The following is a 15440-nucleotide window of genomic DNA, read 5'->3' on the forward strand; positions in this document are numbered from 1 at the left end:
AACGGAAGTCGAGGACGTCATGAGCCTTTCTCCTGGTGCGCCCGAATTCGCGGACTCCCACCTCATCGGGATGCTGGACGGGTTCGGGCTGGCCGTGAAGTACGTCCGAGCCGAGGGCAACACGCTGTACCACGTCGACGGCGAGGGCCGCGAGATCGGCGTCCTCGACCTGGCCTCCGGCTTCGGCTCGTTGATCCTCGGGCACAACAACCCGCACATCGTCGAGCACGCCAAGCGGTTGCTCGACGAGCGGGTGGCGGTGCACGCGCAGTTCTCCGGGTACTCCTTCGGCATCGACGTGGCCGCCGCGCTGAACCGGATCATTCGCCGCGAACTCGGCACCGACGAGAAGTTCTACGGCCTGTTCGGCAACTCCGGCGCCGAAGCGGTCGAGATCGCGATCAAGCACGCCGAGATGGACCGCGGCATGCGGATCACCGAGCTGCTGGAAACCATCGACGGCAACCTGGAGAAAGCGGCCGAGGCCGTTCGCGGCGGCACCCCGGTGGCCCAGGACGCGCTCCGGGCGCTCGGTGTCGACTCGTTCGAGGCGCTGGCCGCCGAGGTGCGCCGGCGCAACACCGAGACCTCGCTCCGGCAGCCGCTGTTCCTGGCCCTGGAGGGCGGCTTCCACGGCAAGCTGGTCAGCAGCATCCAGCTCACCTACAACTCCGACTTCCGCACCCCGTTCCGGGCGCTGGCCGCGCAGGCCCGGTTCGTGCCGTCCGACCAGGTCGAGCTGGCCGCGAAGATCGTGGAGGAGGAGCGGGTCGCGCTGCTGGATGTCGTGGTCCGCGACGGCGCGGTGCACCTGGCCGAGCAGGACTTCCCGGTGTTCGGCGCGTTCTTCGCCGAGCCGATCATGGGTGAGGCGGGCATCAAGCCGCTGTCCGCCGAGACCGTGCGGGCGCTGCGCGAGGTGTGCGACGCGACCGGCATCCCGCTGGTGGCCGACGAGATCCAGAGCGGCATGGGCCGCTCCGGCACGTTCTTCGCCTCGGCGCACTGCGGGCTGGTCCCCGACTACATCATCCTGGCCAAGGCGCTGGGCGGCGGCATCGCCAAGACCGGTGTCGTGCTGGTCCGCGAGTCCCGCTACCGGCAGGACTTCGAGCTGCTGCACACGTCCACCTTCGGCAAGGACGGCTTCTCCAGCCGGATCGCGCTCAAGCTGCTGGAGCTGCTGGAGGCCGACGACGGCGCCGCCTACCGGCAGGCCGCCGAGCGCGGCGCCAAGGCCAAGGCCGCGATGGAGGCGGTGGCCGCCGAGTTCCCGGACGTCTTCAAGGAGGTCCGCGGCCGCGGCTTGATGCTCGGCATCCAGTTCCACGGCCAGGAGAACTCCGGCAACGAGGTCTTCCGCGAGTGGGCCGAGCACCACGTGTTCGCGTTCGCCGTCGCGGGCTACCTGCTGCACGAGAAGCAGATCCGCATCTTCTCCACCGCCAGCAGCCCCGACACGCTGCGGTTCGAGCCCTCGATCCACATCACCGACGAGGAGATCGACCGGTTCGCCGAAGCGCTGCGCGACGTGGCCCGGATCGTGCGCGCCCAGGACTCCGACGCGCTCGCCCGCACCGGGACCTCGTCGTGACGAGCCGGCTCACCCCGCCGGTCATCGACGTCGAGGGCCGCGACATCCACGGCGAGGCCGAGCGGCTGCGCGCCCTCGGCCGGGCCGTCGAGGTCGAGCTGCCCGACGGCGTGCTCGTCTGGTTGGTGACCGACCTGGAGCTGGTCAAGCAGCTGCTCACCGACCGGCGGGTGTCCCGCGACACCTACCGCCACTGGCCTGCCTGGGGCAACGGTGAGAGCGAGCTGGCGAAGACCTGGCCGCTGGCGGTGTGGGTGGCCGACCGCAACATGATCACCGCGTACGGCCAGGAGCACACCCGGCTGCGCAAGCTGGTGGCCAAGGCGTTCACCGCCCGCCGCACCGCGGCGATGCGCCCCCGGGTCGAGGCGATCACCACCGGGCTGCTGGACCGCCTCGCCGCGCACCCGGCGGGCGAGGTGGTGGACCTGCGCGCGGAGTTCGCCCACCCGCTGCCGGTCGAGGTGATCTCCGAGCTGCTCGGCATCCCCGGCGAGATCCGCGACGACCTGCTCCACCACGTCCACGCGATCATGGACACCGCGGTCACGGCCGAGCAGGCGCAGCACAACAACAACGAGTTGTACCGGCTGCTGCGCGAGCTGGTGGAGATCAAGCGGCGGCGGCCCGGCGACGACGTCACCACCGGCCTGATCCAGGCCCGCGCGGAGGACGGCGACGGGCTCAGCGAGATCGAGCTGGTCGACACCGTCCTGCTGATGTTCACCGCGGGCCACGAGACCACGGTGAACCTGCTCGACCAGACCATCGCCCTGCTGCTGACCCACCCCGAGCAGCGCGCCCGCGTCACCGCCGGGACGCTGCCGTGGGAGGACGTGATCGAGGAGTCGCTGCGGCTGGAGGCCCCGTTCACCAACCTGCCCATGCGGTACGCGGTGGAGGACATCGAACTCGACGACGTCACCATCCGCCGGGGCGAGCCGATCATGATCGCGTTCGCCGCGGCCGGCCGGGACCGGAAGGTGCACGGGCCGGACGCGCACCGGTTCGACCCGGACCGCCCGACCCGTCGCGAGCACGTGGCGTTCGGGCACGGCGCCCACCACTGCCTCGGTGCGCCGCTGGCCAGGCTGGAGGCCGGGATCGGGCTCCCGGCCCTGTTCGCGCGGTTCCCGCGGGTGGAGCTGGCCGTGCCCGCGACGGAGCTGAAGCCCCTCGGGTCCTTCATCTCCAACGGGCACGCGAGCCTGCCGGTGAGGTTGGGCTGATGGACTTCGACTACGTCGTGGTCGGCGCGGGCTCGGCGGGTTGCGTGGTGGCGGCCCGCCTGTCCGAGGACCCCGGCACCACCGTCGCCCTCGTCGAGGCGGGCGGACCCGACGACGACCCGAACGTGCGGGTCCCGTTGGCCACGCCGGAGCTGTTCGGCACCGACCTGGACTGGAACCTCGCCACCACGCCGCAGCCGGGGCTGGCCGGGAGGTCCGTCACGTGGCCGCGCGGACGCGGCCTCGGCGGCTCGTCCACGATCAACTTCCAGATGTGGGTGCCCGGCCACGCCGACGACCTCGACACGTGGGCCGCCGGCCCGCTGTGGGGGAAGGAGGCGTTCGGGCCGTACTTCCGGCGCGTCGAGCGCTGGGCGGGAGAGCCGGACGCGGGCCGCACGCACGGCGTGGACGGACCGCTGTGGATCTCACCGCCGCGCGACCCCGACCCCAGCTCGGCGGCGTTCGTGGAAGCCTGCGCCGAAGCGGGCCTGGGGCCCATCGACGGCGGCCTGGGCGGCTCGCCCGACTCGGGCGCCGCCCTCACCCCGCTCACCCAGCGCGAGGGGCGACGGTGGAGCACCGCCGACGCCTACCTGCGCCCGGCGGCCGACCGGCCCAACCTGACCGTGCTCACCAACGCGCAGGTGCACGGGGTCGTGCTGCGGGACGGCCGGGCGACCGGCGTCCGACTGGCCGACGGCGTCCTCACCGCACGCCGCGAGGTCGTGGTCAGCGCGGGCGCGATCGGGTCGCCGCACCTGCTCATGCTGTCCGGGATCGGCGACCCCGACCGGCTCGCCGCGGCCGGCGTCGAGCCCGAGGTCGCGCTGCCGGGCGTCGGCCAGGGCCTGCACGACCACCTCGTGGTCGACTTCGTGCTGCGGGCCAAGGGCGGCACCCGGTTCACCGACCTCGGACCGGACGCCCGGCGGCAGTACGACACCGACCGCACCGGCCCGTTCAGCTCCAACCTGGCCGAGGCGGTCGCGTTCTTGCGCGCCGACGGCGGGGACGGCCCGCCCGACCTGGAGCTGATCTGGGTGCCGGCGGCGTTCGACGCCGACGGCGCGCCGCTGGCCGGTCGCACCCTCGGCGTGGTGCTGCTGCAACCGCGCAGCCGCGGCCGGATCGACCTGGTCGACGCGAACCCCGCCACGCCGCCGCGGATCGACCCCGGCTACCTCACCGACCCGCGCGACCTGACCGCGTTCCTCGAAGGCGTGCGGTTCGCCCGCAAGGTCGCCGACGCGCGGGTGCTCGAGCCGCTGCTCGACGGCCCGCTCACGCCGTGGCCCGGCGACGACGAAGCGCTCGGCGCGTTCGTCCGCGAGCACGCCGAGACCGTGTTCCACCCCGTCGGCACCTGCCGCATGGGCACGGCGGAGGACTCCGTCGTCGACCCGCGGCTGAGGGTTCGGGGCGTGGCCGGGCTCCGGGTGGTCGACGCGTCGGTGATCCCGCACGTGCCCCGCGGTCACACCCACGCCCACGCCGTCGCCGTCGGCGAACGCGGCGCCGAACTGATCAAGGAGGAGCAATGACGACGAGCGAGTTCACCGCCGTGCTCGAGGCCGTGGGGGAGATCGTGCCCACGCTGCGCGAGAACGGCCGGGCCTCGGAGGACAACCGCTGGATCGTGGACGAGAACGTCCACCTGCTGGAGAAGACCGGCGTGCTGCGCGCCGTGTCGCCCCGCCGCTACGGCGGCCTGGACCTGCCGCTCGCCGAGGCCGCCGAGATCATCAAGGAAGTCGCCTCGGGCTGCGGCTCCACCGGCTGGGTCGCCATGGTGTGGGTGTCCAACGCCTGGATCGCCACGCTCTACCCGGACAAGGCGCAGGACGAGATCTGGGCCGACGGCCCGTCCACGCGGATCTCCGGCGGCTTCACCCCGTCCGGCACGCTCACGCCCACCGAGGGCGGCTACACCCTCAGCGGCACCTGGCGGTTCAACTCCGGCTGCCGCGGCGCGGACTGGAACATGGCCGCCGCGATCCTGCACCGCCCGGACGGCACCGAGGAAGAGGCGATCGCCATCGTGCCGATGAGCGAGTTCACCATCGCCGACGACTGGGACACCTTCGCCGCCGCCGGCACCGGCAGCGCCTCGTCCACGCTCGAGGACGTGTTCGTGCCCGAGCACCGCGTCGTGACGTTCGAGCAGGCCCTGATGGACAGCACCCCCGGTCGCGAGCACCTCGCGCCGGAGCGCCGCTACGGCCTGTTCCCGGTGGTCTTCACCGAGTGCGCGGCGGCCTGCGTCGGCATCGCGCGCGGCGCGATGGACCTGTTCCTGCAGCGCGTCCCGGGCCGTCCCATCACCTACACGTCGTGGACCGACCAGCGGCAGCACCCGCTGACCCAGGTCCAGGTCGCCACCGCGGCCAACAAGATCGCCGCGGCCGAGGGCCTGGCCCGGGGCTGGTGGCAGCTGCTCCAGGGCCGCGCCGACGAGGGCGGCACGTTGACCGCCGAGGAGCGGGCCGTGCTGCGCGGCGAGGCGGCGTTCGCCATCCAGCTGGCGAAGGAAGCCGTCGAGATCCTCTACGGCGCGAGCGGCGCGTCGGTGCTGCAGAAGTCCGTGCCGATGCAGCGGTTCTTCCGCGACATCGAGGGCTTCGCGCAGCACGCGCTGCTGTTGAACACCACCAACCTCGAAGTGCAGGGCCGCGTGCTGCTCGGGCTCGACCCCGACACCCCGTTCCTGTGACGCGCGCCTGACCGTGCCCGGCACGACCCACCGGACGCACCCCGACCGCGTCCACCGCCCCTTGCCAGTGCTCCGCCGCCGCGGACTGAGAAGAACGAGATGAGATGACCGAGCCGAACCCTCCCCGACAGGGCGCTGTTGGCCGTCGCACACTGCTGAAGGCGCTGGGCGTCGGCGGCATCGCGGCGGCGGCCGGAGCCGCCGCCCGGACCGGCGCCGCCTCCGCCTCGACGTCGACCTCCCTCAACGACGTGATCGTGATCGGCGCCGGTTTCGCCGGCATCACCGCGGCCCGCGCCCTGCGCGCGCAGGGCGTGCGCGCCGTGGTGCTGGAGGCCCGTGACCGCATCGGCGGTCGCACGTGGACCACCACGTTCGCGGGCGAGCAGGTCGAGCTGGGCGGCCAGTGGCTGGCCGAGAGCCAGCCCCTGGCCGCCGCCGAGCTCCGCCGGTACAACATCCCCCTGATCAGCGACCCGGACTCCTTCCCCGACGTGGCGTACTACCCGGCCGCCGAAGGCCCGAGGGCGTTCGACTTCCTCTCCGCCAACGACCACCTCGGCACGCTGCTGGCCAAGCTGTTCGACGGCACGCGGGACTACTTCCCGCGCCCGTACGAGCCGCTGTACGCCCGCGACCTCGTGACCGGGGTGGACAAGCTGTCCCTGGCCGCCCGGCTCGACCAGCTCGGTCTGTCCACACAGGACCGCCTGTGGCTGCAGGGCGTCACCGACTCCTACTCCGGCGGCGACAGCCGCACCCGCGGCCTGACCAGCATGGCGCAGTGGTGGGCGCTCGGCGGCCACACCCACGCCGGCTGGGACGCCCAGGTCGCGACCCGCCCGCAGGGCGGCATGATCGGCCTGCTGCAGCGGATCCTCGCCGACGCCGCACCGGACCTGCGCCTGAACACCCCGGTGACGACGATCTCGGACAACGGCCGCCAGGTCGACGTGACCACCCGGGACGGCCGGGTGCTGTCCGCCCGCGCGGTCATCGTGGCCGTCCCGGCGAACGTGTGGCGCACGCTGCGGTTCACCGCCGGCCTGCCCGCCGTGCACACGGCCGCCTCCCGCTTCGGGCTCGGCGTGCCGAACGTGGTCAAGTTCTGGTTCCGCACCACGGGCGACAACGGCCGCGTCTACGCGACCGGCAGGCCCGGCGACCCGGTGTCGCTGCTGCTGCCGCAGCGGGTGCTCGCCAACGGCGACGTCCTGTCCGTCGGCTTCGCCGAGGACCCGGCGCTCGACATCACCGACCGGGCCGCGGTGGAGGCGGCGATCCGGCGCATCGCGCCGGGCACCAAACTGCTGGAGCACGCGTACGGGCCGTGGGGCCGCGACCGGTACTCCCTGGGCGCCTGGGGCATGCGCGGCCCGAACCAGCTCGTCCACCTGCCCACCATCCAGCAGCCGCACGGGCGGCTGGCCTTCGCCACCGGCGACATCGCCTCCGGCTGGAACGGCGCGTACGTCGACGGCGCGATCGAGAGCGGCATGCGTGCCGCGCGGCAGGCTCTCGACCTCCTCCAGGCGGCGTGAGCGCGCCGAGAGCCGATGGAGAGGACCGCTCGCTACCGTCGGTGATGATCCCCACCGCGGTGCGGGTCGTGAGTTGAAGAACAGGAAAGAGGGAATCTCGTGAGCCGGTATGCCGGTAAGAAAGCAGTCATCTCCGGGGGCACGCACGGCATGGGCCTCGCCGTGGCGAAGGCGCTGCTGGCTGGTGGGGCCGAGGTCCTGATCACCGGGCGCGACGGCAAGAACCTGGAGGCGGCGCGTCAGGAACTGGGCGAGCGGGCGCACGTCGTCAGCTGCGACGTGAGCGACCTCGGCGACATCCGCGCGGTCGGCGAGGCCGTCGAGGAGAAGCTGGGTCGGATCGACCTGCTGCACGTCAACGCGGGCTACGCCAAGCTGGAGCCCCTGGAGGCGGTGACCGAGGAGACCTACGACCGGACGTTCGCGGTCAACACCAAGGGCGCGTTCTTCACCACGCAGGTCCTGGCACCGCTGGTGCGGGACGGCGGCGCGATCGTGTACACCACGTCCATCGCGAACGTCGGCGGCACCGCCGGGATGAGCGTCTACGCGGGCGCGAAGTCGGCCGTGCGGTCGTTCGCGCAGGTGTTCGCGGCCGAGCTGGTGGGCCGCGGCATCCGGGTCAACGCGGTGAGCCCCGGCTTCATCGACACCCCGAGCATGGGCGTCGACGCCTCGGCGCAGGAGCGCCAGGAGTTCTCCGAGCTGGGTGACCAGATCACCCCGATGAAGCGGCACGGCACGCCGGAGGAGATCGCGGCGGCGGTGCTGTACCTCGGCTTCGAGGCCACCTTCACCACCGGTCAGGAACTGGTGGCCGACGGCGGTCTGACGGTCGTGTCGGCGTAACCCGCGCAGGGCAGTCAGGCCCGGTCGCCCTTCGCCGGCGGCCGGGCCTTTCGCGCTTCCCGGCCCCGGCCCGCGCTCACGGACCGCTCACCGCTTTTCCCGGATCGGCCGATGAGCGGCCGGTTATTCCGCGATGGGCAGGTCGCGGGAACGGGCCGATAACGTCGGTGCCGGGCATTTGCCGCACTGCAGGAAAGGAATCGCCCATGACCGCGCAGATCGACTTGCAGAACTTGGACCTGACCGACGACCCCGATACCCAGAACGAGGTCTTCCTGGCCGCGTTCAACTCCGGCCAGGGCGCCATCTTCGACAGCCTCTACCGGGACGACTCCATTTCCAACCTGTCCGGCGGACCGCTGACCGGCAAGGCCCGCACGGAGGCCATCATCGCGCTGCTGGCCACCAAGCCGAAGCTGAAGTCCAAGGTCAAGGCCAACTACACGGCGGGCGACACGTCGTTGATCATCGTGGACTACGACCTGGAGATCACCAAGCCCGACGGCGGCAAGCAGCGCATCCTCGGCAAGTGCACGGACGTGCTGGTCCGCGGCGAGGACGGCAAGTGGGTGATGGCCGTCGACCGCCCGGTCGCCGACCGCGTCGAGGACATCCAGGGCTGAGCCGCACGCGCGGGCCGCGTTGCCCGGCGCGGCCCGCGCCCTGCTCGCGGGAAGGACGTGTGCGATGGAACTGGCACCCGAGCTGACCGGGGTGTCCCCGACCGAGATGCGCTCCACCCTGGCCCGCTTCGCCACCGGCGTCGTCGTGCTGACCGTCGGTGGCGAGCACATGCACGGGATGACCGCGAACGCGTTCAGCTCCGTGTCGTTGGACCCTCCGCTGGTGCTGTGCTGCGTGGCGCACACCGCGGTCATGCACGGCGCGATCACCGCGTCCGGGCACTTCGCCGCCTCGGTGCTGCACGGCGACCAGGAGGCCAGCGCCCGCTGGTTCGCCGCCCGCGACCGGCCGCTGGGCCCGGCCCAGTTCGAGCAGGTCGACTGGGCGCCCGGACCGGCCACCGGGGCGCCGGTGCTCGCCGGCTCGCTGGCCTGGCTGGAGTGCGAGCTGGCCGACGTCCACGAGGCGGGCGACCACTCCGTGTTCTTCGGCCGGGTGCTCGGCGCGGGCCGGGGCGACGGCCGGGCGGGGCTGGTGTTCCTCGACGGTGGCTTCTGGCAGGTCGACACGAGCGAAAGGCGACGATGAGCATCTCCGAGATCGACATCCGGCCCGCCGTGCGCCCGACGCAGCCGCCGCCGCAGCACACCATGCGGGCGTTGCGCGACCGGCGCGACGAGCTGGCCCGACGCATCGCGCTGGGCGACCGGGTGGCGGTGGAGCGCCAGCACCGGCTGGGCAAGCGGACCGCGCGGGAACGGCTGGAGCTGCTGCTGGACCCCGGTTCGTTCGTCGAGGTCGACATGTACCGGCGGGGCACGACCGGCGCGCACACCGATGGCGTGGTCGCGGGCTCCGGCACGGTGGACGGGCGGCGGGTGTTCGTCTACGCGCAGGACTTCACCATCTCCGGCGGGTCGCTGGGCGCGGGTCACGCCGAGAAGATCCACAAGGTCATGGACATGGCCGTGGCCACCGGGTCGCCGATCGTGGCGCTCAATGACAGCGGCGGCGCGCGCATCCAGGAAGGCGTGATGGCGCTCAACGGCTACGGCGGCATCTTCCGCCGCCAGGTCGAGGCGTCCGGCATCATCCCGCAGATCAGCGTCGTCCTGGGTCCGTGCGCGGGCGGGGCGGCGTACTCGCCGGCGTTGGCCGACTTCACGTTCATGGTGCGCGAGACCGCGCAGATGTACCTGACCGGGCCGGACGTGGTGAAGGCGGTCAGCGGCGAGCGGGTGACGCACAACCAGCTCGGCGGCGCGGACGTGCACGGCTCGATGTCGGGCGTGGCGTCGTTCGTGCACGACGACGAGGAGAGCTGCCTGGCCGACGTGCGGTACCTGTTGTCGTTGCTGCCGTCGAACAACCTGGAGCCGCCGCCGTCGTACGAGCCACCGGAGGACGACGACGTGCGGCCCGAGCTGGCCTCGCTCGTGCCGGTGGAGCCGAGCAGGCCCTACGACATCCGGGGCGTGATCGCCGAGGTCGTGGACGACGGCGAGTTCCTGGAGGTGCACGAGGGCTGGGCGGCCAACGTGGTGTGCGCGTTCGCCCGGGTCGGCGGCGGGGTCGTCGGCGTGGTCGGCAATCAGCCGCTGGTGCTGGCGGGCGTGCTGGACACGGCGGCGTCGCAGAAGGCGGCCCGGTTCGTGCGGTTCTGCGACGCGTTCAACATCCCGCTGGTGACGCTGGTGGACGTGCCGGGCTTCCTGCCGGGCACCGACCAGGAGTACGGCGGGGCCATCCGGCACGGGGCCAAGCTGCTGTACGCCTACTGCGAGGCCTCGGTGCCGCGGGTGCAGGTGATCCTGCGCAAGGCGTACGGCGGCGCGTACATCGTGATGGACTCGCGGTCGATCGGCTGCGACCTGTCGTTGGCGTGGCCGACCAACGAGATCGCGGTGATGGGCGCGGAGGCGGCGGTGAACGTCGTCCACCGCAAGGAGCTGGCCGCCGCCGCGGACCCGGACGAGCTGCGGCAGGTGCTGGTGGCGCGGTACGTCGACGAGCTGGCGCACCCGTACTACGCCGCTGAGCGCGGTCTGGTGGACGACGTCATCGACCCGGCGCAGACGCGTGTGGCGGTGCGGCGAGGGCTGGAGATGCTGCGCGACAAGCGCCGCCGCGGCCCGGCGCGCAAGCACGGCAACGTGCCGCTGTAGTCGGTTGGGCGGCTGGGGTCGTCGGGCGGCGCGCCGGCGACCCCAGCCGCCGACCGGTCACAGCCCTGCCAGGTCCAGCAGTGCCCGCATGGTGTCCGCAGGCAGCGCCGGGTTTGCCCCTGCCGCTTGGACGACAGCGGTGACGTCGTCGGTGAGCAGGTCGTCCAAGACGGCCGCCGGCAGGCGCGGGTGGCGCGCGGCGGCGGTGCGGACGGCTTTGTCGTCATCGCGCGCCAAGGCGGTGAGGACGTCGGCGGGCAGGTCGGTTCCGCGGGCGGCGAGCACCCGTCGGGCCGGGTCGTCGGAGGCGGCGAGCGCGACGAACGCCGCCGGCGGGAAGTTGGGGTGCTCGGTGTGGCCCGGCCGGTGCTTCGTATCCTCGCCGTGCTCGATGACCAGGCGTTCGAGCACGTCTCCCGGGGCGTCGGGACGCCGTGCGGCGATCCGGCGAACGCCGAGGTCATCGTGCCGGTGCAACCGCTCGACCACGTCCGACGGCAGGTCGCGGCCGGCCGCGCCCGCGCGCCGGATGCCCGGGACCGGCGAGTCGAGGTGGCGGACGCGGTCGACCACGGGGAGGGCGTCCACCCAGCGAGGCCGCTCGTGGTCCAACATCGCCACCGCGACGAACGCCTCGCTGTCGTGCTCGTCCTCGGCCGCACCGACCAGGTGGGCGAACAACGCCCCGCGTCGGTCGTCGGGCAAGTCCTGGCGCAGCAGGACACGGGAGCGCACGTACGGGCTCGGGTCGTCGGCCAGCCGGTCGCGCGCCTCGGGCGGCAGCGTCGGGTTGACCGCCAGCTGGGCGCGCAGCTCTTCGTCACCGGCCATGCACTGACAGATTGCCTCCGGTGTCAACGCGGCATAGGCGGCGACCTCGGCCCGGGTCGCCTCGTCCGCCAGGAGTCGAGCGAGCAAGTCCTCGGGCACGGAAGGGTGCGGATAGCCCACCGCCGCCCGTCGCACGCGCGGGTCGGGGTCGGCGAGCAGTTCCCGTCTCAGTTCGACGGGCATGTCGACCCAGTTGCCGGCCACTGCGGCGCGCAGCAGCGGGTCCTGGTCACGGGCGAGGCCGGTGAGCCCGTCGGGGCCGGCGAGCACTGCGAGGTCGTCGGGCGTGACCCGGTTGCCCGCGGCGATCGTGTGCTCGACGAACCGCCGTCGGGCTTCGCGGACTTCGGCGTCCGGGTCCTCGGCGATCCTGCGCCGGACCGCGTCGGACCGGTCGGGACGGTCGAGGGCGAGCGCGACCTCCGGGCCGAAATCGGTCAGCAACCGCTCGGTGACCTCGTCGGGCAGCGCCTGCTGCCGCCAGGCCATCTCCGACGCGGTCTCGGGCAGGGCGGCCAGCCGGAGCAGGACGTCCGGTGGCGCTGAGGGGTTGGCCGCGATGCCGACCAGGGCTGCGCGCAAGCGAACGTCCACCGCCGCACCCTACGTGGCGGTTCAGCGGTCGACCCTCACCAGGCGGGCGGTGGTGGAGGGTGGGCGGCTGAGGAGGCGGGCGGCGCGGCCCGGGGACCCACTCGCATCCGCGTGTTGCCGGTCGTGGAGACGACTTCGGCGTGGTCGGGGAAGGCCAGGCCCCAGGCGGCGATGTCGGCGTCGGTGTTGTCGTGGACTTGGACGACGGCGAACAGGCGGGCGCGTCGTCGGCCACCATCTCGGCGACCAAGGTGTCCAGGTCAGGCACCAGCTCGGTGTCGGTCATGGCGCAACGCTGGCGATTGAAATTCAGTTTGATGTGTAGGTGACACGGAGTCCGCTCGATGGAGTGAATGGCAGCCGGGTCAATCGGGCGGTCGGGCAGACTCCGGGCTGTGATCACACCCGACCCCGGTCCGATCGTGCAGCGCATCCTGCTGGGTGCCGAGCTGCGCGACGCGCGAGAGGCCGCCGGGCTGTCCAGTGCCGACGCCGGCAAGGCGCTCGGCTTTTACTCCGGGAAGCTGTCGAAGGTCGAGCAGGGCGACCTGCAGGTCAGCGAGAAGGACCTGGCGAAGATCGTCCGGATCTACGGGATTCCCGAGGTCGCCCAGCCGGAGCTGCGGCGGCTGGCGACCGAGTCGCGTCGCAAGCTGCCGCCGGCCCGGGTGCCGGAGCACTCGGTGAAGTACGTGAACCTGGAGCGCGCGGCCACCGAGTTGAAGGTCTTCAACATCGACTGCGTCCCGGGCATCGTCCAGACCGCCGACTACGCCAGGGCACTGCTGGAGCGGTCGGTGACCGCCTCGGCGACCGATGTCGACCGGATGGCCGAGGACCGGGCCAAGCGCCTGGAGTGGATGAAGTCGGACGGTGCGCCACGCCTGTGGCTGGTGCTCAGCGAAGAGGCTCTCCACCGCGAGATCGGCGGTCCGGAGGTGATGCGGGCGCAGCTCGCCGAGCTGCGCGCGTTGGGCAAGCTGCCGCATGTGTGCGTGCAGGTCATACCGTTCGACGCCGGCGCGCACGCTTCCCACGGTGTCGCCTTCACGATCCTGACGCTGCTCGCGGGGCGACCGGGGATCGTCTACGTCGAAGGGCTGACCGCGTCGGACTACCTGGGGCGCGAGCACGTCCGGACCTACAACCTGGCTTTCGACAGCCTCCGGGCCAACGCCTTGAGCGAGCAGCGCACGGTTGAGAAGATCAATCGGCGTATTCGCGAGCTGTCTTAGGAGCGGCCATGTGGCGGAAGTCGTCGCGCAGTGGTGGGGCGCAGAACTGTGTCGAGGTGGCTCGGTCCGCGGAACGGGCGGCGGTGCGGGACACGAAGAGGCGGGAGGCGGGGACGTTGGTGTTCCGGCCGGTGGCCTTCCAGGCGTTCCTCAACGCCCTCAAGCGGTGAGAACGGCCCACCGACCGGAGGGGAGCGGTCGGTGGGCCGTCGGTGACAGCCGACCCCCGGGGGTTCGGGTCAGCCGGGTAGCAGGACCGACGGGTTGTCGCGCAGGGCCGTGCAGGCGGCGCGCAGGCCCGTGGCCAGTTGGGCGATCTGCTCGTCGGTGATGAAGACCGACGGCTCGAACCGCAGGGTGTGGGTGGCGCTCGCGGTGGGGAAGACGCGCACGCGGTGGGCGTTGAGCAGGTAGCCGGCCAGCACGTAGCCGAGCAGGCCCTGCCCGGCCAGCTCACCCACCGGGCCGGGCGCGCCGGTCTGGTCGTGGAACTCCAGGCCGAGCATCAGGCCGCGACCGCGCACGTCGGCGACCACGGTCGGGAACTCGGCCTGGACCGCGCGCAACGCCGACTCCAGCGCCGCGCCCCGTTCCGCCGCACGCCCGCACGCGTCGAGCCGCTCGACCAGCTCGACCACCCGCGTGCCGATGTGGCAGGAGAACGCGTCCTTGGCGAACGTGGAGCTGTGCACCAGCTCGAAGTCCGGCACGTACTTCGACTGCCGCATCAGCGTCACCGCCGACTTGGCGACGCCGCCGCCCAGCGCCTTGGCCAGCAGCACGTAGTCGCCGAGCAGCCCGACGTGCGACGACGCGAAGAACGCGCCGGTCCGGCCGACACCGGTCTGGATCTCGTCCACCACCACCGGGAAGCCGCCCGCGTCGGCCGCGGCCCGGATGTCGGCGGCCACCTCGGCGTCGAGGACGTGGATGCCGCCTTCGCCCTGGATCGGCTCGACGAAGAACGCGGCGATCACCGGCAGGTCCCGTTCCACCAACCGGCCGTCCTGGACGTCGAGCAGCGTGACGCGGCACGCCTCGACCTCCTTGGCGACCTCGCCGCCGGACACGAACCGCGCCTGCACCGCCAGCGTCCGGAACGGCAGCCGGTAGCCGGCGTTGTGGGTCAGCTGCACGCTGCCCGCGAGCTTGCCGTGGAACGAGCCTTCCAGCGTGAGGAACACCGGCGGCGTGTCGTACCGGCTCTCGTTGTGCTCGCGCACCCGTTCGGCGAGGTCGGCGGGCGCGTCGGCCAAATGCGCCTCGATCTCCTCCCGCAGCGCCGCCACCCGCGCGCCGCGGGCCATCTCGGCGTGCTTCAACGCGATCTCGACGGCCTCGGCGCCGGTGCTGGCGAAGATCGCCGAGTACGGCTCGTCGGTGCCGAACTCCCGCCACAGCACGCGGTTGAGCGCGAGGGCCAGGTCGTTGGCGTAGGGGTGGTAGGAGAACTGGGCGTGCACCGGGACCTGCCGCGCCAGCAGGTCCCGCGCGTGCGCCACGATCTCCGGGTGGTTGTGGCCCAGCACCAGCGAGCCGTAGCCGCCGACGAAGTCCACCACCGGCACCTCGTCGCCGGCGGGCCTGCGCCACCACAGCGTGTCCGCTTCGCCGCGCACGTACTCGGCGTCCAGCCCCAGCTGGGACAACAGGCCACCCAGGTGCGCCTCGGCCAGTCGCGGCCGCATGTCAGTCGTCGCCGAAGGGGTTGTCGATGGCGTAGCGCCACTTGCCGTCCGGGCCCTTGCGCAGCACGTCCAGGCCGGTGCCGGACAGCGGCTCCTCGCCCTCGATGTCGAACGACCAGTCGACCACCAGCAGCGCGGTGTCGCCGGTCACGTACGACTCCTTGAGCTCGGCGCGCATCACCGGGCGCTTGGCCATGAACTCCTTCACGGCCTGCGCGTGCTCGGCGCCGCTGACGGGGTTCTCCGGGTCCCACACCGACACCGCGTCCTCGGTGTAGAGCGACAGGACGGCGTCGACGTCGCCCGAGTTCATCGCGCGGACGTACAGCGCGGTCATTTTGGTGGCGTCCTCGGGCAGCGGGAAGTTCGTGGTCATG

Annotated in this window: 14 protein-coding genes; 11 read left to right on the top strand and 3 right to left on the bottom strand. The window is 72.4% G+C overall.

The genetic code is table 11. The features are described 5' to 3' along the window. The first annotated feature begins 19 nt into the window (after positions 1 to 19). The 9 genes from RIN75_RS15405 to RIN75_RS15445 all read left to right on the top strand — a co-directional run bounded on the left by RIN75_RS15405 (position 20) and on the right by RIN75_RS15445 (position 10715). Entirely contained in the window at positions 20 to 1594 is a 1575-nt protein-coding gene (locus tag RIN75_RS15405; protein ID WP_309112592.1) for an aminotransferase class III-fold pyridoxal phosphate-dependent enzyme, read from the top strand. Continuing rightward, complete coding sequence (locus tag RIN75_RS15410; protein ID WP_309112593.1) at positions 1591 to 2823, top strand: cytochrome P450; 1233 nt, start codon at positions 1591 to 1593, stop codon at positions 2821 to 2823. Before RIN75_RS15405 ends, RIN75_RS15410 begins: the two co-directional genes overlap by 4 nt. Beyond that, positions 2823 to 4367, top strand: a complete 1545-nt coding sequence (locus RIN75_RS15415) for a GMC family oxidoreductase N-terminal domain-containing protein (RefSeq protein ID WP_309112594.1) — start codon at positions 2823 to 2825, stop codon at positions 4365 to 4367. The genes RIN75_RS15410 and RIN75_RS15415 overlap by 1 nt, the downstream gene beginning before the upstream one ends. Beyond that, complete coding sequence (locus RIN75_RS15420) at positions 4364 to 5536, top strand: acyl-CoA dehydrogenase (protein ID WP_309112595.1); 1173 nt, start codon at positions 4364 to 4366, stop codon at positions 5534 to 5536. Before RIN75_RS15415 ends, RIN75_RS15420 begins: the two co-directional genes overlap by 4 nt. A 104-nt stretch (positions 5537 to 5640) precedes the next feature. After that, on the top strand, positions 5641 to 7077 hold the full coding sequence (locus tag RIN75_RS15425; protein ID WP_309112596.1) for an NAD(P)/FAD-dependent oxidoreductase: 1437 nt from the start codon (positions 5641 to 5643) through the stop codon (positions 7075 to 7077). A 99-nt stretch (positions 7078 to 7176) separates the two neighbouring features. Beyond that, a complete protein-coding gene (locus tag RIN75_RS15430; RefSeq protein ID WP_309112597.1) occupies positions 7177 to 7926 on the top strand; it encodes an SDR family oxidoreductase in 750 nt (249 codons plus the stop codon). 206 nt (positions 7927 to 8132) lie between these two features. After that, complete coding sequence (locus RIN75_RS15435) at positions 8133 to 8549, top strand: nuclear transport factor 2 family protein (RefSeq protein WP_309112598.1); 417 nt, start codon at positions 8133 to 8135, stop codon at positions 8547 to 8549. A 64-nt stretch (positions 8550 to 8613) separates the two neighbouring features. Further along, the gene (locus RIN75_RS15440; RefSeq protein WP_309112599.1) at positions 8614 to 9138 is read left to right on the top strand and encodes a flavin reductase family protein; all 525 of its coding nucleotides are present in this window, start codon (positions 8614 to 8616) and stop codon (positions 9136 to 9138) included. Next, entirely contained in the window at positions 9135 to 10715 is a 1581-nt protein-coding gene (locus tag RIN75_RS15445) for an acyl-CoA carboxylase subunit beta (protein ID WP_375295967.1), read from the top strand. Before RIN75_RS15440 ends, RIN75_RS15445 begins: the two co-directional genes overlap by 4 nt. 57 nt (positions 10716 to 10772) lie before the next feature. Here the strand turns inward: RIN75_RS15445 and RIN75_RS15450 are convergent, their stop codons facing one another. After that, a complete protein-coding gene (locus tag RIN75_RS15450) occupies positions 10773 to 12140 on the bottom strand; it encodes a hypothetical protein (protein ID WP_309112600.1) in 1368 nt (455 codons plus the stop codon). 395 nt (positions 12141 to 12535) lie between these two features. Here RIN75_RS15450 and RIN75_RS15455 point away from each other — a divergent pair, with 395 nt between their 5' ends. After that, positions 12536 to 13375, top strand: a complete 840-nt coding sequence (locus RIN75_RS15455) for a helix-turn-helix transcriptional regulator (protein WP_309112601.1) — start codon at positions 12536 to 12538, stop codon at positions 13373 to 13375. Positions 13376 to 13383: 8 nt separating this feature from the next. After that, a complete protein-coding gene (locus RIN75_RS15460) occupies positions 13384 to 13545 on the top strand; it encodes a DUF397 domain-containing protein (RefSeq protein WP_309112602.1) in 162 nt (53 codons plus the stop codon). A 69-nt stretch (positions 13546 to 13614) separates the two neighbouring features. Here the strand turns inward: RIN75_RS15460 and RIN75_RS15465 are convergent, their stop codons facing one another. Beyond that, on the bottom strand, positions 13615 to 15063 hold the full coding sequence (locus RIN75_RS15465) for an aminotransferase class III-fold pyridoxal phosphate-dependent enzyme (RefSeq protein ID WP_309112603.1): 1449 nt from the start codon (positions 15061 to 15063) through the stop codon (positions 13615 to 13617). A gap of 1 nt (position 15064) precedes the next feature. Continuing rightward, positions 15065 to 15439: a nuclear transport factor 2 family protein gene (locus RIN75_RS15470; RefSeq protein ID WP_309112604.1), complete on the bottom strand. Its 375-nt coding sequence runs from the start codon at positions 15437 to 15439 to the stop codon at positions 15065 to 15067. Position 15440 lies beyond the last annotated feature (1 nt).

This window comes from Saccharothrix sp. (genome assembly GCF_031180885.1).
Classification (GTDB): domain Bacteria; phylum Actinomycetota; class Actinomycetes; order Mycobacteriales; family Pseudonocardiaceae; genus Actinosynnema.